Below are 20,035 nucleotides of genomic sequence, written 5' to 3'. Positions count from 1 at the left end.
CGCCGACATCGTGCCCACCCGGCATCCTTTCCGCGCCGTGATCGCGGCCCGGCCCGGCAAGCGGCAGGCACCGGCCACCATCCCTCGATCCGTCGTCCGCATCTCGTCGAAGGAGGAAAGCCATGAGTCTCACCGAAGCCCAGGAGGTTTTCGCGAGTGTCCACGAGGACGCGCTTAACGATCTGATTACGGCATTCTGTACCGATCGCCCGCGCTACCTTGTCTACGGATCGCCGAGCTTCGTGCCAGTGACCACCGTCTCGGCGACGGCCATTCCCGCAATTCCCTTTCCCGGCGTTCCTGGCGGCATCAACTGGCGGATCGTCCTGGGCATCCCGCAAATCGACCTGTTCGATCAGGACAATGCGCTGCCGCCCGAACTCTCGATGGGACCCGGGCAGTTCAGCGGGCAGATCGAAGTCGAGCTGTGCATCGACTGCCGCAGGTTGCAGATCGATCCGAAGGACCCGCGCCCCTTCGACCCCCGCCGTGGTCACAAGCCGAGTGACGACCGGCCGAGGGACCCGGACCGTGACGAGCGCGATCATCCGCTCAGCGAGCTGACCTGCTTCAAGCTGCGCGTGTTCCTGCTTGGCCACCTCCAGCGTGTAATCGCCATGGGCGGAGAAGATGCCGTCGCGCTCGTCGTCGACCAGGTGGAGATCGTCGACATCGAGCCGGACGGGCTCGAATCCTTCCTGGAATGCCTGCTCTTCATGGTCCTTCAGGCGGCGCTGGCCGAGATTCGCCTGCCGCTGCGGGCCCTGCGCGCGGGCGCCTTCCAGCTCATCCCCGTCGTCGGCCCGCTGATCGAGGACGACCAGATCAAGATGCGCGGAAACGTCTAACCCCTCGGCAAGGAGACCAACCATGGCAGAGATCACTGCGGCAATCGACGAGACCGGAGCCAACAAGCTCCTCGACACGGTCATCGCCCTCATCCCCCCGCAATCGGCGAGCGGGTCCGACAATCTCGGGCCATTCCTGGCAAGCTATTCGGTCACCGCTTCGCTGGTGAACGGCGATGTCGATCTCATCCCGCCGGACATCATCAGGCTCGAGGAACTACGCCTTAACTGGAGTCTCAGCCTGAGTATCGGCATCGACCTGAGCGATATTCTGCCCGATTTCTGCCTGCCGCAGGTCTGCGTCAACATTCCCTGCGTCGGGCGGGTCTGTACGCCGCGCATCTGCATCGACTGGCCGACGATCACCGTCCCGGTCTCGTTTTCGGACTTCGTGAAGGCCGATGCCGACTTCCGGCTCCAGACCAGCCTCGTCTCCGGAAATTGGGAGGCCCGCGCGATCATCGTGGGCGTGCCGAACCTGCAGTTCGGGCTGACCACCGCGGCACTGCTTGCCGCGATCGGTCTGGCGCTGACGCCGATCTTGCTGGCGATCCCGTTCATCGGGCCGTTTCTGGCGATCGCTGCAAACACCATCCTGGCGGCGATCGGCATCGCCGGTCTGACGGGCCTGCTGGGACCGATACTGACCCCCTTCATCAGCGGGATGCAGATCCCGATCTACGACCAGCCGCGTGTCTTCCCGGTGCTGCCGGCGCAAGGCGCTGTCGATCCGCAGGTCGATATACTCATTGATGCGATCGCCGCATCCGTAGCCAACAGCGATGGTGAGGACGAGCTGGTGCTCACCGCCGACATTTCGGCCTGACCGCAAAAGGAACCAGGTGATGACCATGACAATGAACGACAACATGCTCGACAGCCGCGCCCTCGGCCGGACGGATTGCTATGCCCAGCGTTTCATGCGTCCAGGGCGGTATTCCTATAACATCCTTCCCTCGCACGCTGCTGCGTTCAACGACGACCGGCCATTCATGATCGTGGTCGAAGGCGGCGGGAAGGATGGCGAGAAGGGCCAGAAGAAATCCGGGCGCAAGCCGGAGATGGTGCAGCACAATGTGATCGTCAAAGGAACCGGCGCACGATTTGTCCCCGACGAACGGAAACTGACCATAGCGGTCGGCGACCTGGTCCTGTGGAACGGCCCTGGCGCGAAGTCGTCACCCTTCGCGGTCGTCGGCGATCAGGATTTCTTCGACAGTGCTCGCCTGACGAATGAGTGCGGCTACAGCCATGCCTTCGGGGCACCGGGGGAATATCACTGGAAGGATGCCTATGGCAGCAAGTTGTCGGGCGTTATCAAGGTTGTCGATCCGCAGTGCAAATGCGAGGCCGACGTCCACAAATGGCGCAGGCAGCTAGCCGAAGGGTCCGTGGTCATGATCGCCGATGGCAAGGCTAAGCCAGAAAAGGTGGAAGTCGCAGTCGGACAGACAGTTTTCTTCGCGGTCGTGACGACCAAGAAGCCGATTTCGATAACGGACGAACGCTTGCTGGATTACGCCGCGCCTGTGTGTTGAGCGCGGGCTAGGTCGCAAACAGCATCGCGTCGTCGGCGAAAGCCTTCATCTCCAACGCATTGCCGCTGGGGTCGCGGAAGAACATCGTCGCCTGTTCGCCGGGCTGGCCCTTGAAGCGGATCGTCGGCGCGATCGCGAAATCCACGCCTGCCGCCTGAAGCCGTTCGGCCAGCGCCTGCCAGTCCTCCATCCTGAGCACGATGCCGAAATGCGGCACCGGCACGCCGTGGCCGTCGACATGGTTGCTCGCGCGGTCGCCCGCCTGGCCCTTGGCGAGATGCGCCACGATCTGGTGGCCGTAGAAGTCGAAGTCGATCCACTCGTCGCTGCTGCGCCCTTCCGCGCAGCCCATGGTCTCGCCGTAGAAGCGGCGCGCTTCGGCAAGGTCGTCGACGGGAAAGGCGAGGTGGAACGGGCGCAGGCTCATGCCCGGGTCCTACGCCGGATCGCGGGCCGCGAGAACCATTTTCCTACAGTGCTCGGACCTGCCACTGTGCGTCGGGTCCGGCTCGGCGGAACCAGGGGGGCGGGGGGCAGGCCCGAACGACGACAGTATCGAACCGGTTCTAAATGGCGGAAAAATAACGAGTATGGTGAAGGATCGGCCGGGCGACACCCTGTCGCCTATGTCGCCGAACTGTCGCCTCCCCCGTTCAGCATCGACAGCGCCGCGATGAACGCCTAGGTGGCGAGTCGAAGCAAACGGGGCCTTGCATGAAGCTGATCATCGGCAACAAGAACTATTCGAGCTGGAGCCTGCGCGGCTGGCTCGCCGCCAAGCAATCCGGGCTCGCGTTCGAAGAGATCGTGGTCCCGCTGTTCGGCGAGAACTGGGAAGCCGATCGCCAGAGCGGGGAAATCATGCCGTCGAGCGGCAAGGTACCGCTGCTGTGGGACGGCGAAGCGGTGGTGTGGGACAGCCTCGCGATCCTCGAATACCTCGCCGACAAGGTCGGGCGCGACCGCTTCTGGTCCAAGGACGAGGTCGCGCGCGGCATGGCCCGCTCGATGGTCGCCGAAATGCACTCGAGCTTCCAGGCACTGCGCAGCGAATGCCCGATGAACGTGCGCAAGCGCTTCGACGGGTTCGAACCATCGGAGGCTTGCCGCGCGGATATCCTGCGCATCCTCACCCTGTGGGCGGAAGCGCGCAGCCGCTTCGGCAGTGGCGGACCCTTCCTGTTCGGCACCTTCGGCGCAGCGGACGTATTCTTCGCGCCGGTCGTCAGCCGCTTCATCAGCTACCAGATCGCCGTCCCGGGCTTCGCCGCCGCCTATATGCAGGCGCTGTGGGAGCACGAGTGGATGCAGGCCTGGGTCGCCGCCTCGGAAGACGAGGAATGGGTGATCGAGCAGTACGAAACCATCGCATGAGGCGGCTTGCCGGATGGGTCGCCGCGCTCCTCGCGCTGATGCTGCCTGCGCAGGCGCTGGCCTGGGGCTTCTACGCGCACACCGTCACCGCCGACATCGCGCTGGAGAATGTCCGCCCCGATACGCGCGCGAAGATCACCCGCCTGCTGCGCGCCGCACCGCAGCTGGGGACGCCCGATTGCCGCCTGCGCACGCTGGAAGACGCCGCGGTCTGGCCCGATTGCCTGCGCGGCGAAGGCTGGCGCTGGGGCTATACCTTCGCCTGGCATTATCGCACGACGCCGGTGTGCGAGTCGTATAATCCGCGCGCGAACTGTTCGGGCGGCAATTGCATCCTCGCCCAGATCGAACGCAACCAGCGCATCCTCGCCGACGAAAGCCTGCCCGACAGCGTCCGGCTGGAGGCGCTTGCCTTCCTCGTCCACTTCATCGGCGACGTGCACATGCCGCTCCACTCGGGCGACCACGACGATCGCGGCGGCAACGATATCGAGACCGCCTACGGCATCGCGCCGGGGCTGAACCTCCACTGGATCTGGGACGGCCCGCTGGCCGAGCGCGCGATCACCTCTTCGCCCACGCCGCTGGTGCGCCGGTACAGCGCCGAGGAACGCGCCGCGCTGGGCGGGGGCACGCCCGCCGACTGGGGCCGCGAGAGCTGGGAGACGAGCCGCGACATCGTCTATCCCAATGCTTTCGACCGCCCCCCGTGCGAGGGCGCGGACCTGCCGGAGGAAACCGCCCTGACGCAGGAGGATATCGAGCGCGCCATCCCCATCGCGCGCAGCCGCGTGACGCAGGCGGGCATCCGCATGGCCGAGTATCTCGACGCCGCCTTCGCGCCCGGACCGCTGCCGCAGGAGGAGCGCGCGCCATGACCCACGTTCTCGATCTCGCCAAGGCGCTGATGGCCGCGCCCAGCGTCACCCCCGCGCGCGGGCCGGTGTTCGACGAGATGGAGGCGATGCTCGCGCCGCTCGGCTTCGAAGTGACGCGCTTCACGCGCGGCGAGGGCGAGGCGGGTACGCCCGAGGAAGCGGTCGAGAACCTATTCGCGATCCGCCGCGGGCCTAAAGGCTCGAAGCATTTCGCCTTTGCCGGCCACCTCGACGTGGTGCCGCCGGGCGAGGGCTGGACCTCGGGCGCGTTCGAGCCCGAGGAGCGCGGCGAACTGCTCTACGGGCGCGGCGCGGTGGACATGAAGGGCTCGATCGCCTGCATGGTCGATGCCGTGGCCAATGTGCCCGCCGATGCGGGGACGATCAGCTTCATCATCACCGGCGACGAGGAGGGGCCCGCGCTCCACGGCACGCGCGCGCTGATCGATTACATGCGCGCAGAGGGAATCCAGCCCGATTTGTGCCTCGTCGGCGAACCGACCTCCGTCAACCGCCTCGGCGACATGATGAAGATCGGGCGGCGCGGATCGGTCAATATCTGGCTCGAGGTCGAGGGCACGCAGGGCCACGTCGCCTACCCGCACCTCGCCGACAATCCGATCCCCAAGCTCGTCGCGATGCTTGCCGAACTCGATGCGCTGGTGCTCGACGAAGGGACCGACTGGTTCCAGCCGAGCAATCTCGAGATCACCGAGATCGACATTCCGAACCACGCGCACAACGTCATCCCGGCCAAGGCCAAGGCGCGGATCTCGATCCGCTTCAACGACACGCACTCGGGCGCCTCGCTGTCCGAAAAAGTCGGCGCGATTGCCGAGAAGCACGGTGGCACGGCGCTGCCGGTCATCTCCGGCGAGCCCTTCCTCACCCCGCCGGGCGAATTCTCGGACATCATCGCCCGCGCGGTGCAGGCGGAAACGGGGATCGATCCCGAGCCTTCGACCACTGGCGGCACGTCCGACGCCCGTTTCCTGCGCGCCGTGTGCCCGGTGATCGAATTCGGCCTGTGCAACGCGACCATGCACAAGCGCGACGAAGCTGTGGCCATCGAGGACCTTTCGACGCTAACCCGCATCTACGCGCGCATCGCGACGGACGCGCTTGGAGCGTGATCTTTTCAAACAGTCATTGCGAGCGTAGCGAAGCAATCCAGGGAGGGGCGCTCGGCGCTCTGGATTGCCGCGCGGCCTCGCCGCTCGCAATGACCGACAAGAGGGGTAGGGCCGCATGCTGAAGACCTGGTTCGAAATTCCGCTGTGGCAGCGCGTGCTGACCGCGCTCATCCTCGGTGTCCTCACCGGCTGGGCCTGGGGTCCGGAAGCGGAAACGATCAAGTGGATCGGCGACTTCTTCATCAAGTCGATCAAGATGCTGGTCGTCCCGCTGATCTTCTTCAGCCTCGTCTCCGGCGTCGCGGCGATCGGCGACTTGCGCAAGCTCGGCGCGGTCGGGGGCAGGGCGATGCTGCTGTTCGTCGTCACCGGCCAGATCGCGGTGTGGCTCGGCCTCGCGCTCGGCACCTTCGCGCAGCCGGGGGCGGGCGTGGACACCTCGGCCATCGCCAAGGGCGCGACGCCGGAGCCCAATCCGACCACGGCGGTCGACATGATCCTCTCGATCGTGCCCGAAAGCCCGGTGCAGGTGATGGCGGACGTCGCGGTTCTGCCGCTGATCGTCTTCTCCATGCTGATCGGCATCGGCATCCTGATGGCAGGCAAGGATGGCGAGCCGGTCCAGAAGATCTTCGATAGCGGTTCGGTGGTGATGCAGAAGGTCACCATGATCGTAATGGAGCTGACCCCCTTCGGCGTCTTCGCGCTGATGGCCTGGGTGGCGGGCACGCTGGGCATGGACGCGCTGATCGCGTTGTCGAAGCTGGTGGCGCTCAACTATCTCGGCTGCCTGCTGATCATTTTCGTGATGTATTCGGCGATGATCAAGTTCCTCGCCAAGCTGCCGGTGCGCGATTTCTTTCGCGGCATCATCGACGCGATGGCGGTCAGCTATTCGACGGCTTCGTCGAACGCGACGCTGCCGGTCACGCTGCGCTGTGCCGAGCGCAACCTCGGCGTGTCGAACTCGGTGGCGAGCTTCGTGATTTCGCTGGGCGCGACGATCAACATGAATGGCACCGCGATGTATCTCGGCCTCGCGACGCTGTTCGGCGCGCAGATCTTCGGCGTCGACCTGACGATGGGCGACTATTTCCTCATCTCGATCCTCGCGACGCTCGGCGCGGTCGGCGCCGCGGGCATCCCGGGCGCGGGCCTCATCATGATGGCGCTGGTCTTCGGCGCGGTCGGCGTTCCGTTGGAGACGATCGCCTTCGTCGCCGGGGTGGACCGGATCATGGACATGATGCGCACCACCACCAACGTCAGCGGCGATGCGGCCGTGGCGACGACGGTGGCGGTGATGACGGGCGAGATCGACCGGGGCGAGATGGTCTCGGCGGATGATGTTTAGGCTTGGCTTAACTGGTTCTCGCGGAACGCGTCGATAATTTGATCGTCACTCAGTCCCATTTCCCGAGACCATAGGATCAAATACTCGGCCAACTCCCAGTCGATATCTTGAGCTTCCCGCAGCATGAGCCATGCCAACCGCCATGGCCCCTGCTTGCCATTTGGCATCGCCAAGAAGGTATTGCGAAATTGGTTTATCAGGTGTTCGCGGTGGCCCGCAGTGAGCAGATCGTCTCTCACCGCGCCGACAGCCTTATTCCAAACCTCATCTTTGGGTGCCGCTCGCGCGCACAGAGAGCCGGCCACTGCGTTTGAACCGCCAAACTGAGCTCCGGCATCGATCTCGGTGACAAGGCTATCCGCGTTCAGTCTAGTCATCAGCGCCCCTTTGGCTTCTCCCGAACCTTCTTCCGGTAGCTGCACAAATCCACCACCGGACATCGCCAGCACTCGGGCGTGCGCGCCTTGCAGACATAGCGGCCGTGCAGGATCAGCCAGTGATGCGCGCCGAGGCGGAAGGGTTGGGGCACGCGCCTTTCGAGTTTCGCTTCGACCTGTTCGGGCGTCTTGCCCTTGGCGAGGCCGGTGCGGTTGCCAACGCGCAGGATATGCGTGTCGACCGCGAAGGTTTCCTGCCCGAACCAGCAGTTGAGCACGACATTGGCGGTCTTGCGGCCCACGCCGGGCAGCCGCACGAGGTCCTCGCGCGTGTCGGGCACCTCGCCGCCGTAATCGTCGACCAGCAACTGCGAGAGCAGGATCACGTTCTTCGCCTTGGAGTTGAACAGGCCGATGGTCTTGATGTGCTCCTTCAGCCCATCTTCGCCCAGCGCGAGCATCTGCTGCGGTGTCTCGACCTCGCGAAACAGCGCGCGCGTAGCCTTGTTTACGCCCACGTCGGTCGCCTGCGCGGAGAGCGCCACCGCCACCACCAGCTGGTAGCAATTGCCATATTCCAGCTCGGTCTCGGGCGAAGGATTGTCCTCCGCCAGCCGGCGGAAGAATTCGAAGATCTGGTCCTTGGTCATGGCGTCAGCGGCGCGGCCCCCGTCCGCGTTCGAGCGCGGCGATCTTGGCTTCGATCTTCTCGTCCTCGATCTCGAGGTCCTGAAGGTGCTTGCGCATGTCCTCGATCAGGTGATCGCGGCGGCGCTGCATCGCGTCGGAGAAGGCCGCGACGATGATCCCGGTCGGCATGGCGACGAAGGCGATCCCGGTCATGGCGAGGCCCGCCGCGAAGAATTTGCCCAGCGGCGTGATCGGCGTGACGTCGCCATAGCCCACCGTGGTCAGCGTGATCGTCGCCCAGTAGAGCGCGCGCGGGATCGAGCCGAACGCCTCGGGCTGGATCGGCCCCTCCACCAGATAGAGCGCGGTCGCGCCGAACAGCACCAGCACGAAGGCGACGGCGGCAGTGATGATCAGGTCGTCCACGCGATCGACGATCGCGGCCCACAACTCGCTGACCGCATAGGAAAAGCGCCCGAATTTGGCGACGGCGAAGACGCGCAGCAGGCGGAAGGTGCGCAGCACCGCCGCGTCCGCCGTCACCAGTGGGGCCAGCGCCACGAGGACGACGAACAGGTCGATCAGGCCGAGCGGCGAACGGATGAAGCGCCAGCGCCGCGCCCAGGGGCCGCCGGTGCCGGGCTCTTCCGCGGCGGCGTAGATCCGGGCGCAGTATTCGATGAGGAAGATTACGCCGAAGACCAGCTCGGCAATCACCAGCGCGCGATGGCCGTCTTCCGGAATGCTGCGCTCGGTCGAGAGCGCCGCGGCCGCCACGGCCAGCAGGATGGTGACGATGACCAGGCGGTTGAGCACCGTCAGCCGCCCGTCGGGATGCGCGCCGACGAAGAGCTGCTCGTGCAGGAATGATCGCAAGCCGCCCGTCACCGCCTTCGCCTCCCCTTCAAAGTTCGAGCACGTCCTCCATACGGTAGCGACCCGGGGCCTTGCCGATCAGCCATTCGGCCGCCTTCACCGCCCCGCGCGCGAAGATGGCACGGTTTTCCGCGCTATGCGAGAGCGTGAGCCGCTCCTGCTCGCCCGCGAGGATCACGCTGTGCTCGCCCGCGACCGTGCCGCCCCGCAGCGCCGCAAAGCCGATCGCGCCTTCCTTGCGCGCGCCGGTGTGCCCGTCGCGCCCGCTTTCGCGATTGCTGGCGAGATCGATCCCGCGACCCGCAGCAGCCGCCTCGCCGAGGAGCAGGGCCGTACCGCTCGGCGCGTCGACCTTGCGGCGATGGTGCATCTCGACGATCTCGATGTCCCAGTCCGGCCCGAGCCGGCCCGCCGCCTCGCGCACGAGATGCGCGAGCAGGGTGACGCCGAGCGAAGTATTGCCGGTCTGCAGGATCGCCACCGCGCGTGCGGCATTGTCGATCGCATCGTGATGATGCGCCTCGAGCCCAGTGGTGCCGATGACCATGGGGATGCCCGCACCGATCGCGGCGTGAAGGTTGTTCTGCAACGCGCCGGGGGCGGAGAAATCGACCAGCACGTCGCTATGATCCGCCAGCCGCGCCGGATCGCCGCCTTTGTCGATCCCGCCGGCGAATTCATGCCCGCTGGCCTCGATCACCGAGGCGAGGGCGTGACCCATCGCCCCTTCGCTGCCGATTATTCCGATACGCGCCATTGCCACTCCCTTGGTGCTTGTGGTTCATGGCCCTCATGGCGGACTTGCGCAACATCGTGATCCTGACCGGTGCGGGGATATCGGCCGAAAGCGGGATCGATACCTTCCGCAGCGAAGGCGGATTGTGGGAACAGCACCGGGTGGAGGACGTCGCCACGCCCGAAGGTTTCGCGCGCGATCCCGACCTAGTGCTGCGCTTCTACGACATGCGGCGCGAGGCGATCCAGACCAAGCTGCCCAATCCGGCGCATGAGGCGCTCGCGCGGCTCGATGCCGAATGGGACGGCGAGTTGCTGATCGTCACTCAGAACGTCGACGACCTCCACGAACGGGCGGGGGCCAAGCGCGTGCTCCACATGCACGGCACGCACCTCAACGCCTGGTGCACCGCCTGCGACGTCCGCACGCCCTGGACCGGGCCGCTGATCGACCGCCCGCCATGCCCCTGCTGCGGGGAGAGCGCGTTGCGGCCCGATGTCGTGTGGTTCGGCGAAATGCCCTACGAGATGGAGCGCATCTACGCCGCGATCCGGCGGGCGGACCTGTTTGTCAGCATCGGCACTTCGGGCGCGGTTTATCCGGCGGCGGGCTTCGTGCGCGACGCGCGCAACCTTGGCGTGCAGACGCTCGAACTCAATCTCGAACGCAGCGAGGGCTCGCACCGCTTCCACGAAACGCGGCTCGGCCGCGCGAGCGAGCTGGTGCCGGCGTGGGTCGGGCAGGTATTGTCCTAGCGCGCCTGTGGGGTGGAGGGGCCGCGTGGCTGGAATTGCCGTAGGCTTTCGCTAGGATCGGGCCATGTCGCGCAGGATGGCCGTCATCGTCGCGCTGGTCAGCGCCCCCTATTTCTACCTGATCTACAGGTTCCTCTATTGCGACACCTGCGTACTGACCGGAAACGACTGGCTCTACGCCCTCGGTCTCGCGCTGGCGCTCCCGTTCATCCTCGCAGCCTTCGCGTTCGGCGGTCTGGTGGGAGGGGTGCGCACGGCCCGCGGCGGCCTTCAGGAGCGCCGGGCCGGACAAACGGTCCGCGGCGCCGCGTCGACCTGGATTTCGCTCGCGATCTTCATTCCCGCCGCGCTTGCCGCCTACGCGATCTATAACCTGTTCCTGAGCGAGCCGGAGCCGGGTCGCGACCGGCTAGGGAGGATTTGCGAGGAGAACCCGGGCGGCGGCAGCGGCACCTGCAGACCCGATCCGGAACGCAAGACCGACCTTCTGGACCGGCTCAACGCTCAGCGCCGGGAGGATGCGGCAAACTAGCCGCAGCCCCTGCAGGCAGGGTCCTTCGCAATGCTGAAGCTGCGCATTGCGGGCTTGAGCCCGTCGAGCAGGTGCACCTTGCCCCACTCGGGGTCGCCCATATTGCCCACGCCTGCCAGCAGCACGCGCACCGCCTGCATCGCGGCGAAGGTGGCGACCCAGCCGGCCATCGCGCCGAGCATGCCGTCTTCGGCGCAGGTGTCGCAATCCTCGGCATCGAAGGCATCGCCCACGAAGCAACGATAGCAGGCCTCGCCCGGCAGGTGCCCGGCGAAGGCGCCGACCTGGCCCTGGAAGCGCCCGACGGCAGCGGAGAGCAGCGGAACGCGTTCGGCGACACAGGCGTCCGAGACGGCGAGGCGGGTGGCGAAATTGTCGGTCCCGTCGAGCACGAGGTCGGCGCCGATCACCAGCTGGTGCGCGTTCTCGGCCGTGATCCGCCGGTCGCTGATCGTAACGTCGAGCGCGGGGTCGAAACCGGTCACCCAGCGCTTGGCGATGACCGCCTTGCCATGACCGATATCGCGCGTATTGAACAGGGTCTGGCGCTGGAGATTGGAGGCCTCGACCTTGTCGTCGTCGACCAGCGTCAGCTTGCCGATTCCCGCCGCGGCGAGATATTGCAGCGCGGGCGAGCCGATCCCGCCGAGGCCGACCAGCACGAGGTGCTTGCCCGCCAGCGCGACCTGCCCTGCGCCGCCGATCTCGGGCAGGACGATATGGCGGGCGAAGCGGTCGAGCCGGTCTTCGGAAAGGCTCACGCGTCGGTTTCCTCTGGCCTGCGTTCCTTGCGAAAGCCGTGCATGCCGTTCCACCATTGCAGGCCGATCACCGCGCCCTTGGATGGCTGGAGCAGGCCGATGAGCATTACGACCGCGAGCGGGATGATGATCGCGAGCAGCGCCCATGCCGACAGGGCGAAGCCGGTGACGAGCGCGATGATGACCGGGGCGAGCAAGTGACCGGTGACGAAGATACCGATGTAGGCGGGCAGGTCGTCCGCGCGCTGTCCGGAAATGTCGAGGCCGCACGTCGCGCAGGTATCGATTGGCTTGAGCCATTTGCGGAACAGCCGCCCCTCGGCGCAGCGTGGGCAGCGGCCCAGTGCGCCGCGCAGCATGGCTTGCCAGACCGTGGCGGGCAGGGGCTTGCTCTGTGGATCGACCATGGAAAGCCTGTTGGCAGGCTGTGGAACGCCTGTCGACAGCCCTGTGAACAAGGCTGTCGACATGCGGTGTGTGGCGTGTGGATGCGAACCGAACGGCCCGGGAGCTTCCCCCAAGCCGTCCAGGGCTTATTCTCTCAGCTTTCCAGTTGCCGCAGCAGGCTGCGCACATCGCCGTCCATATCGGCATCGCGCTGGCGCAGGTCTTCGATCAGGCGCACTGCGTGGATCACCGTGGAGTGGTCGCGCCCGCCGAACTTGCGCCCGATTTCGGGGTAGCTGCGCGGGGTCAGCACCTTGGACAGGTACATCGCCACCTGCCGCGGACGGACCACGGCGCGCGCGCGGCGCTTGCTGCTCATTTCCGAGCGGTCGATGCGGTAGAACTGGCACACGGTGCGCTGGATCTCGTCGATCGTGATCCGGCGGCGGTTGGCCGAAAGGATGTCGGTCAGCTGCTCTTCGGCGAGCTGGAGCGAGACTTCCTGACCCGTCAGCTGGGCATAGGCGATCAGCTTGTTGAGGCCGCCGACCAGCTCGCGCACATTGCGGGTGATGGTGCGGGCGAGGAAGTCGAGCACGTCCTCGGGCACCTGCAGCGGGGCGAACTTGGTGAGCTTGGAGTGCAGGATTTTCTTGCGCAGCTCGATGTCCGCCGCCTGAATGTCGGCGACGAGGCCCATGCTCAGGCGCGAGAGCAGGCGCGGCTCGACCCCGTCGAGCGCCTGCGGCGCGCGGTCGGCGGCGAAGACCAGCCGCTTGCCCTCGGCCAGCAGCGCATCGATCGTGTAGAGCAGCTCTTCCTGCGCGCTCGCCTTGCCGATGATGAATTGGATGTCGTCCACCAGCAGCAGGTCGAAGCTGCGCAGGCGGGCCTTGAATTCCAGCATCTGGTTGGCTTTCAGCGCCTGGACGAATTCGACCATGAAGCGTTCGGCGCTGCAGTAGAAGATGCGGCTGCGCGGATGCGCCTGAAGGAAGCTGTGGCCGATGGCGTGAAGCAGGTGCGTCTTGCCCTGGCCGGTCGCGGCCTTGAGGTAGAGCGGGCTGAACTGCGGCTTCTCGGTCGCGGCCATGCGCTGCGCCGCGTTGAAGGCCAGCACATTGGCTTCACCGGTGATGAAGGCGGCAAAGGTCAGCGAAGCGTCGAGCCCGACGCTCGAGGTGAAGCCCGCATCGCCCAGCGTGTCGGCGCTGATCGCCATCATCGAATGATCGCCGTCGTTCGCCGGACGGCGGCCGTCGGAATGGAGGCGCAGGTCGGCAACCTGGCGGCGGCCAGGGTGAACCTGGATATTGACGTGGCGCACTTCGCTGCGCGCGATCTTCCACGCGAGGCTCAGCCGGTCGGCAAAGCGGTCCTTGACCCAGTTGGCGCTGAATTCGGTCGGCAGGAACAGGTCGAGCGTGCCGGTGTCCTTGTTGATGCCGCCCACCTGGATCGGCTTGATCCACTGGCTGTGAAGCTGGTGCCCGAGATCCTTGCGCAGGCCCTGGCTGATGTCCGACCAGTCGGCCGCCAGGTTTACAGCTTCGCTATCTTCCATGAAATCGTCCCGCGTTTTCTGTTTTGCATTTGCAGCGTCGATATTCTTGCCCATCGGTATTCAAGTCCCCCAAGCCGACGCTTCCCACGGCGTCCGATCCAGATAATCACTGTGCAAGGTCTGCGGGCAAAGCGTCGCCCGGCTCCGGAATCGATGCCCCCCGGAGGTCCCCCCTGAACAGTTCGAATGTGAGGCCCAGGCTGTCCCGTCCCGTGCCGATGAGCCATGTTTAGGCAGGCGGCCGAATGAGTCGCAAGGGGGATAACTGCAATAAATCCGAAATAAACTTGTTGACTCGGGTCAAGCCCGCAGACCGCCGTTCAAGTCACTGGAAATCGATGATTTATGCCCCGAGGAGGGTGCGAATCGTGGGAAACGCTGGGGTTTGGCTGCATGCCGGTTGCCCCTGCGAGAGCAAAGCCGCGCCAGACACGACAAGGGGCCCCGGCCAAAGGCGGGAGCCCCTTGCGAAACTGTCCTGGAATCGGTCCGGCAGCGCCGCCGGATCGGCCGCTGCAGGATCCGGGCCGGCGAATCAGAGAGCGGCGACGCGCTTGCTGAGACGGCTCATCTTGCGGGCCGCGGTGTTCTTGTGAACCACGCCGCGCGCAACGCCGCGCGCGAGTTCGGGCTGCATGGTCTGCAGTGCGGTCTTGGCGGCATCCTTGTCGCCGCCTTCGATCGCCACTTCCACCTTCTTGATGAAGTTGCGGATGCGGCTCATGCGGGCGCCGTTGACTTCGGCACGACGTTCGTTGCGGCGGATGCGCTTCTTGGCTTGCGGCGTATTGGCCATATCTGTCCTCGTCAGGCCGCACTGACATGCGCGGCGATAATCTCGTCTGGGCGTTGCGAAAGGGCAGCCCCTGGGCCGCCGGAAAGCGGCGCACTTAGCGGCGGGTCTGCGAATCGTCAAGCAAATGTGGCGATCCCCTCGCGCTGGCGCGGAACGGTGGAATGTCCCGGCCGATTGCCTACATAGGAAGCCGACGAGCAAAGGGAACCCGCGCGTGACCGAAAAGACCACCCGAAGCGATGCCGAATGGCGCGAACAGCTGACCCCCGAACAATATGCCGTACTGCGGCAGGCGGGGACCGAACGTGCCTTCACCGGCAAGTACGACAAGCATTACGATGTCGGCGAGTATTACTGCGCCGGTTGCGGCCAGAAGCTGTTCGCAAGCGATGCCAAGTACAACAGCGGCTGCGGCTGGCCCGCTTTCACCAAGCCGGCGGAGGGCGAAGCGGTCGAGGAGCACCGCGACACCTCGCACGGCATGATCCGAACCGAAGTCACCTGTTCCAATTGCGACGGGCACCTCGGCCATGTCTTTCCCGACGGCCCGCCGGACCAGGGCGGTCTGCGCTATTGCATCAACAGCGCGGCGCTGGAGTTCGAACCCGAAGAGAAGGGCGATTGATCCCCGTTCAGCGGGGGTTACCCCTCGCCATGCTGGATTGTGGCCGATATAGGGCGGCGAGCAGCTAAGGGATTTCCCGCGGGATATGGAAAAAAGAGGTAGCCGCCGCGCCAAGGCGGCGCGCAGCGAGAGGGCCCGTCGCGCCGAAGCCGACCAGCCGGAAGGCCGCTTCAAGCTGTGGATCCGCCGCGCGTTCGTCTGGGGCGGCGCGCTCGCGCTGCTCGGTGCGCTGTTCCTCGGCCTAGCCGTGGCCTTCGCCGCGCGCTCCATGCCCAGCTATTACCAGCTCAAGGCCACGCAAACCGCGCAGACGATCGTCGTGCGTGCGCGTGACGGTACCGAGATCGTCGAACTGGGGCCCAGCTTCGGCAAATGGCTGACCGCCGACGAGATCCCGCAGGTGATGAAGGATGCGATGATCTCGGTCGAGGACCGGCGCTATTATTCGCATCCCGGCATCGACCCCTACGGTCTCGGCCGCGCGGTCTACGAGGCGGTGACGGGCGACGAGCGCATTTCCGCGACCTCGACGATCACCCAGCAGCTCGCACGCAACGTCTTTCTCAACAACAACCGCTCGCTCGACCGCAAGGCGCGCGAGATGATCCTCGCGATGGCTCTGGAATGGAAGTTCTCCAAGGAACAGATCCTCGAGCTTTATCTCAACAAGGTCTATTTCGGCGGCGGCGCCTATGGCATCGATTCCGCCAGCCGGAAGTTCTTCAGCCATCCGGCCACCGAACTGTCGACCGCAGAGGCGGCGATCATCGCCGGGCTGGTGAAGGCGCCCAGCCGCTATTCGCCGACCGCCGACGTCGATGCTGCCGTCGCCCGCGCCAGCGTGGTGCTGCAACTCATGAAGGAGCAGGGACGGATTCCCGCCGATGTCACGGTCGATCCTTCGGCAGTGAACCTCAAGGAAGAGAAGAGCCAGAATTCGGTCCGCTACTTCACCGACTGGGCGCTGCCGCAGCTCGACCTGCTGCTGCCCGAGACGTTCGAGCCGATCGAGGTCTGGACCACAATCGATGTCGGGATGCAGCGGGCCGCGACCGCGGCGATCAAGTCGAACACGCCGGGCGGGGCGCAGGGCGCCCTCGTCAGCCTCGACCGCGACGGTGCGGTGCTCGCGCTGGTCGGCGGCACCGACTATGTCGAGACGAGCTTCAACCGCGCGACCGACGCGCTGCGCCAGCCGGGATCGAGCTGGAAGCTGTTCGTCTATCTCGCCGCGCTGGAAGCGGGCTACACGCCCGATGACCGCGTCGTCGATACGCCGGTGACGATCGATGGCTGGAGCCCGCGCAATTCGAGCGGGCGCAATGTCGGCGAGATCGATGTGCGGACCGCCTTCGCCTATTCGATCAACACCGTTGCGGCGCAGCTCGGCAACGAGGTCGGCTTCGGCACCGTCGCTTCGATGGCGCGGCGCTTCGGGGTGTCGACCCCGATCAACACTTATCCCTCGATGGTCCTGGGATCCAACGAGGTCCGCCTGCTCGACATGACGCGCGCCTTTGCCGCGATCTCGGCTAAGGGCGCCTCAGTCGAGCCCTACGGGATCGTGAAGGTCACCACCGCCGCCGGCGAGCTGCTCTACGAACACCAGCGCAAGCGGCAGAGCCAGCTGGTGCCGGACTATGTCGCCGCCGGGATCACCGACTTGCTGCAGACCGCGGTCAACACCGGCACCGGCCGCGCGGCGCAGATCGGCCGACCGGTCGCTGGCAAGACGGGCACGACGAGTTCGAACAAGGACGGCTATTTCGTGGGCTTCTCCAGCGGGATCACCACGGGCGTGTGGATGGGCCGCGACGACAATGGCCGCGTCGGCGGGCTGCAGGGCGGCACGGCGCCGGCCAAGGCCTTTGCCGCCTACATGCGCTATGCGGTGAAGGACCGCCCGGTGGAGGAGTTCGACACCGACCTCAAGCTGCCCGAATGGCAGCTGGAACCGGACGACGAATATCTCCTCGGCGACCCCGACGACTATTACTTCATCGACGAGCAGGGCAATCTGATCGAACCCGGGCTGAGCGATGCCGAGCGCGAGCAGCGCGACCCCTTCGGCGAGGCATTTCCGGGCCCGGGCGAGGGTGACCGGACGCGCGAACCGCGTGCGCCGCAGCAGCCACCGCGCGGTGCCGACGGGGCGCCGCAGGCGGTCGGCGACGACTTCCTCGATGAGGCGACCGGCGCGCGCCGCCAGCCGCGGCCGACGCCGAGCCCGACGGTGCGGGTGATCCGCCCGCAGTGACCGCGATCTTGGCGCAAAGAGAAAGGGCCCCCCGCCGCGTGGCGAGGGGCCCTTTTCATTCGGACTGGCCTGGCGCCTAGCGTAGCCGGACCGCGATGTAGCGCGGGGCGATTCCGCTGCGCTGCACGCGGAGCAGCACAGCCTCGCGGTTCTCGCTTTCGGCGGTGCGGATCACGGCCTCGAGATCTTCGAGGCTGGTCACCGCGCGATAGTTAGCGGTGAGGATGATGTCGCGGCGCTGGAGGCCCTTGCGCGCGGCGTCCGAATTCGGATCAACGCCGGCGATGGCAAGACCGCGCAGGCCCGTATCGACGCCCAGCTGCCGGGCGATCTGCGGCGTGATCGGCAGTGCCTGCAGGCCGAGCTTTTCCTCGATCGCGGAGCTGTCGCCCGGCTGCATCTGCTCTTCCCCGTCGTCGCCTTCGGGATCGAACATCTGCTGCTGCCGCAGTTCCTCCTCGCTCGGACGCTTGCCGACGGTCACGTTCACGCGGCGACGTTCGCCGTCGCGGATCAGTTCGACCGGGATGGTCGTACCGGGACGGATGTTCGCGACCAGGAAGGACAGCGTCTGTTCGGGCGTGACGTCGCGATTGTTGACCCGCAGTACGATATCGCCCGGCTGGATGCCCGCCTTGTCTGCTGCTTCGCCCGCCTGGACCGACTGGATGAACTCGCCGCGATTGCGGTCGATGCCGAGCGAATCGGCGAGATCCTCGGTGACCGGCTGGATGTTCACGCCGAGATACCCGCGCTGGATTTCCACCCCGTCGCGCAACTGCTGCACGATCGGCGCGGCGATCTCTGCCGGGATCGCGAAACCGATGCCCACGCTGCCGCCCGAGGGCGAGAAGATCGCGTTGTTGATGCCGATGACATTGCCCTGCATGTCGAACAGCGGACCGCCCGAATTGCCGCGATTGATCGCGGCGTCGGTCTGGATGTAGCGATCGTAGGCGCCGCCCGAACCGGTGTTGCGCTGGATCGCCGAAACGATCCCGCTGGTCACGGTCCCGCCGAGCCCGAAGGGGTTGCCGATCGCGACCACCCAGTCCCCGGGGCGCGCCTGTGCGCTGTCGCCGAAGGTGACGAAGGGAAAGGCCTCGCGGCGGCTGATCTTGAGAACTGCGAGGTCCGATTGCGCATCGGTGCCCACCAGGTCTGCTTCGTATTCGGTACCGTCGGGCATGGTGACGGTGATTTCCTCGACCGTGCCGCGGCCAGTGGGGCTGACGACGTGATTGTTGGTCACGACGTAACCGTCGGCCGAGATGATGAAGCCCGAGCCGAGCGACTGGCCCTCGCGATATTGCGGCTCCTGCTGCTGCCCCTGCTGGCCGCGACGGCCGAACAGCCCTTCGAACGGCGTGCCGGCGAAGGGGTTGGCGTTCTGCTGCACCTCGATCCGCTGGCGGGTCGAGATGTTGACCACGGCCGGCTGGAGCTGTGCGGTCAGGTCGGCGAAGCTTTCGGGCGCGCCTGCGCGCGGGACCACGCGGGCCATGTGGGAATCGTCGTTCTGCGCCACCTGCGCGCCGGCGGGATAGCCGGTCGCCAGCGAAATCGCCGCGCCCCCGACCAGGAGCGCACTCGTCACGGAATATGCATATCGCACAGGCTTCACGTCCTTCTCGTTTTCTTCAAACCAGTGGCGGCACGAAACCGCGCAGTCAGTCTACCGCGCTTCGTACCGCAAGTTCCTCCGCGCCAGACTGCGCCGCGGCGCTGAACGCCGTTTGAACGGCGCGCCTTGCGCTCGACGAACGGTCAACGCCGCCCGCGGAACTGCCGCAGGTATTCATTGTCCGGTGACAGGATGATGCTGCTCTCGCCTTTCGGTGCCTCGCCCTCGCGGGCCGGGCCGAACGTGGTGTCGTAGCTCTGCATGGCGCGGTAGAAGTCGTAGAATTCGGCGTCCTTGCCGAAAGCGTCGGCATAGATGCTGGCCGCCTCGGCATCGGCTTCGGCGCGGATGATGCGGGCATCGCGGCCGCCCTGTGCGCGGATCGCCCGGGCTTCACGCTCGCGGTCCGATTCCATCCGGCGGAAGGCCGATTGCAGCGGCGCGTCGGGCAGGTCGGTGCGCATGATCTTCACGTCGACCACTTCGGCGCCATACTGACGCGCCTGACGGTCGAGATTGGCGCGGACATTGGCCAGTGCCGACCCGCGCTCGGCGGTCAGCATGGCCTGGAAGGTCCGGCGGCCGAGTTCCTGGCGGAGCACCGAGTTGAGGATCGGCTCGAGCGCACTGCGCACGCCCTCGGTCGAACCGGCGCGTTCGACCATGCGGACCGGATCGGAAATGCGGAAACGCGCGAAGGCGTTGACCAGCAGGCGCTGCTGGTCGTTCGACAGCACTTCCTCGTCGTTCATCTCGAGGTCGAGCAGGCGGCGCTCGATGCGCACCACCTTGTCGATGAAGGGTGCCCGCAGATAGAGGCCCGGGCCCTTGGTGCCGCCTGGCGTATTGACCGTGCCGACCGGTTCACCGGTTCGGACGATGACGACCTGTTCCTCTTCGGGAACGACATAGACGCTCATCAGCAGGCCCACCAGGAGCGCGCCGACGGCCATGATGGTCAGGCGATGATCTTCCCACAGACGGCCCATC

General features: G+C 66.0%; 22 protein-coding genes. 11 read left to right on the top strand and 11 right to left on the bottom strand.

The window, feature by feature from the left end; translation table 11 throughout:
* Positions 1-122 precede the first annotated feature (122 nt).
* From K3172_RS14905 to K3172_RS14895, 3 genes are read left to right on the top strand one after another with little or no spacing between them, the layout of a single operon-like run.
* On the top strand, positions 123-848 hold the full coding sequence (locus K3172_RS14905; protein WP_221591439.1) for a hypothetical protein: 726 nt from the start codon (positions 123-125) through the stop codon (positions 846-848).
* A gap of 22 nt (positions 849-870) precedes the next feature.
* A complete protein-coding gene (locus K3172_RS14900) occupies positions 871-1,674 on the top strand; it encodes a hypothetical protein (protein ID WP_221591438.1) in 804 nt (267 codons plus the stop codon).
* Positions 1,675-1,693: 19 nt separating this feature from the next.
* Complete coding sequence (locus tag K3172_RS14895; RefSeq protein ID WP_221591437.1) at positions 1,694-2,386, top strand: cupredoxin domain-containing protein; 693 nt, start codon at positions 1,694-1,696, stop codon at positions 2,384-2,386.
* 7 nt (positions 2,387-2,393) lie between these two features.
* On the opposite strand, the gene K3172_RS14890 is transcribed toward K3172_RS14895, so the two are convergent.
* On the bottom strand, positions 2,394-2,813 hold the full coding sequence (locus tag K3172_RS14890; protein WP_221591436.1) for a VOC family protein: 420 nt from the start codon (positions 2,811-2,813) through the stop codon (positions 2,394-2,396).
* A gap of 287 nt (positions 2,814-3,100) precedes the next feature.
* On the opposite strand from K3172_RS14890, the gene K3172_RS14885 reads away from it, so the two are divergent.
* The 4 genes from K3172_RS14885 (at position 3,101) to K3172_RS14870 (ending at position 7,125) form a co-directional block, all read left to right on the top strand.
* Positions 3,101-3,760, top strand: a complete 660-nt coding sequence (locus K3172_RS14885; RefSeq protein WP_221591435.1) for a glutathione S-transferase family protein — start codon at positions 3,101-3,103, stop codon at positions 3,758-3,760.
* A complete protein-coding gene (locus tag K3172_RS14880) occupies positions 3,757-4,638 on the top strand; it encodes a S1/P1 nuclease (protein ID WP_247718259.1) in 882 nt (293 codons plus the stop codon). The genes K3172_RS14885 and K3172_RS14880 overlap by 4 nt, the downstream gene beginning before the upstream one ends.
* Positions 4,635-5,771, top strand: coding sequence for a succinyl-diaminopimelate desuccinylase (gene dapE / locus K3172_RS14875; protein ID WP_221591433.1), 1,137 nt, complete (start codon positions 4,635-4,637; stop codon positions 5,769-5,771). Before K3172_RS14880 ends, dapE begins: the two co-directional genes overlap by 4 nt.
* Positions 5,772-5,886: 115 nt before the next feature.
* Positions 5,887-7,125, top strand: a complete 1,239-nt coding sequence (locus tag K3172_RS14870) for a dicarboxylate/amino acid:cation symporter (RefSeq protein ID WP_221591432.1) — start codon at positions 5,887-5,889, stop codon at positions 7,123-7,125.
* Here the strand turns inward: K3172_RS14870 and K3172_RS14865 are convergent.
* Genes K3172_RS14865 through dapB form a run of 4 tightly spaced genes read right to left on the bottom strand, consistent with a single transcriptional unit; the run spans position 7,122 to position 9,765 of the window.
* Positions 7,122-7,502 (bottom strand): hypothetical protein, encoded by a 381-nt coding sequence (locus K3172_RS14865; protein ID WP_221591431.1) that lies wholly within the window; start codon positions 7,500-7,502, stop codon positions 7,122-7,124. The genes K3172_RS14870 and K3172_RS14865 overlap by 4 nt on opposite strands.
* Entirely contained in the window at positions 7,502-8,152 is a 651-nt protein-coding gene (gene nth / locus K3172_RS14860; protein WP_221591429.1) for an endonuclease III, read from the bottom strand. The genes K3172_RS14865 and nth overlap by 1 nt, the downstream gene beginning before the upstream one ends.
* A gap of 4 nt (positions 8,153-8,156) precedes the next feature.
* Positions 8,157-9,020, bottom strand: a complete 864-nt coding sequence (locus K3172_RS14855) for an ion transporter (protein ID WP_221591427.1) — start codon at positions 9,018-9,020, stop codon at positions 8,157-8,159.
* 16 nt (positions 9,021-9,036) lie between these two features.
* On the bottom strand, positions 9,037-9,765 hold the full coding sequence (dapB, locus tag K3172_RS14850; protein ID WP_221591425.1) for a 4-hydroxy-tetrahydrodipicolinate reductase: 729 nt from the start codon (positions 9,763-9,765) through the stop codon (positions 9,037-9,039).
* Between the two features lie 35 nt (positions 9,766-9,800).
* Here dapB and K3172_RS14845 point away from each other — a divergent pair, with 35 nt between their 5' ends.
* Both K3172_RS14845 and K3172_RS14840 read left to right on the top strand, forming a co-directional pair.
* The gene (locus tag K3172_RS14845; RefSeq protein ID WP_221591423.1) at positions 9,801-10,499 is read left to right on the top strand and encodes an NAD-dependent deacylase; all 699 of its coding nucleotides are present in this window, start codon (positions 9,801-9,803) and stop codon (positions 10,497-10,499) included.
* A gap of 64 nt (positions 10,500-10,563) precedes the next feature.
* A complete protein-coding gene (locus K3172_RS14840; protein ID WP_221591421.1) occupies positions 10,564-11,031 on the top strand; it encodes a hypothetical protein in 468 nt (155 codons plus the stop codon).
* Here K3172_RS14840 and K3172_RS14835 read toward each other — a convergent pair.
* The 4 genes from K3172_RS14835 to rpsT all read right to left on the bottom strand — a co-directional run bounded on the left by K3172_RS14835 (position 11,028) and on the right by rpsT (position 14,539).
* The gene (locus K3172_RS14835) at positions 11,028-11,792 is read right to left on the bottom strand and encodes a HesA/MoeB/ThiF family protein (protein ID WP_221591419.1); all 765 of its coding nucleotides are present in this window, start codon (positions 11,790-11,792) and stop codon (positions 11,028-11,030) included. The genes K3172_RS14840 and K3172_RS14835 overlap by 4 nt on opposite strands.
* Positions 11,789-12,199, bottom strand: a complete 411-nt coding sequence (locus K3172_RS14830; protein WP_221591417.1) for a DUF983 domain-containing protein — start codon at positions 12,197-12,199, stop codon at positions 11,789-11,791. The genes K3172_RS14835 and K3172_RS14830 overlap by 4 nt, the downstream gene beginning before the upstream one ends.
* Positions 12,200-12,333: 134 nt before the next feature.
* Positions 12,334-13,743, bottom strand: a complete 1,410-nt coding sequence (dnaA, locus tag K3172_RS14825; protein WP_247718257.1) for a chromosomal replication initiator protein DnaA — start codon at positions 13,741-13,743, stop codon at positions 12,334-12,336.
* Positions 13,744-14,278: 535 nt separating this feature from the next.
* Positions 14,279-14,539, bottom strand: coding sequence for a 30S ribosomal protein S20 (gene rpsT / locus K3172_RS14820; RefSeq protein ID WP_221591415.1), 261 nt, complete (start codon positions 14,537-14,539; stop codon positions 14,279-14,281).
* Positions 14,540-14,753: 214 nt separating this feature from the next.
* On the opposite strand from rpsT, the gene msrB reads away from it, so the two are divergent.
* Entirely contained in the window at positions 14,754-15,164 is a 411-nt protein-coding gene (gene msrB, locus K3172_RS14815) for a peptide-methionine (R)-S-oxide reductase MsrB (RefSeq protein WP_221591414.1), read from the top strand.
* A gap of 85 nt (positions 15,165-15,249) precedes the next feature.
* Entirely contained in the window at positions 15,250-17,421 is a 2,172-nt protein-coding gene (locus K3172_RS14810; RefSeq protein ID WP_221591413.1) for a transglycosylase domain-containing protein, read from the top strand.
* 76 nt (positions 17,422-17,497) lie between these two features.
* On the opposite strand, the gene K3172_RS14805 is transcribed toward K3172_RS14810, so the two are convergent.
* Positions 17,498-19,036, bottom strand: a complete 1,539-nt coding sequence (locus K3172_RS14805) for a Do family serine endopeptidase (RefSeq protein WP_221591532.1) — start codon at positions 19,034-19,036, stop codon at positions 17,498-17,500.
* Between the two features lie 152 nt (positions 19,037-19,188).
* Positions 19,189-20,034, bottom strand: coding sequence for a protease modulator HflC (gene hflC, locus K3172_RS14800; RefSeq protein WP_221591412.1), 846 nt, complete (start codon positions 20,032-20,034; stop codon positions 19,189-19,191).
* Position 20,035 lies beyond the last annotated feature (1 nt).

The organism is Qipengyuania proteolytica (assembly GCF_019711565.1).
In the GTDB taxonomy this organism is placed as follows: Bacteria; Pseudomonadota; Alphaproteobacteria; order Sphingomonadales; family Sphingomonadaceae; genus Qipengyuania; species Qipengyuania proteolytica.
Note: the sequence above shows the minus strand (reverse complement) of the source record. Positions and strands in the feature narration are given on the sequence as shown.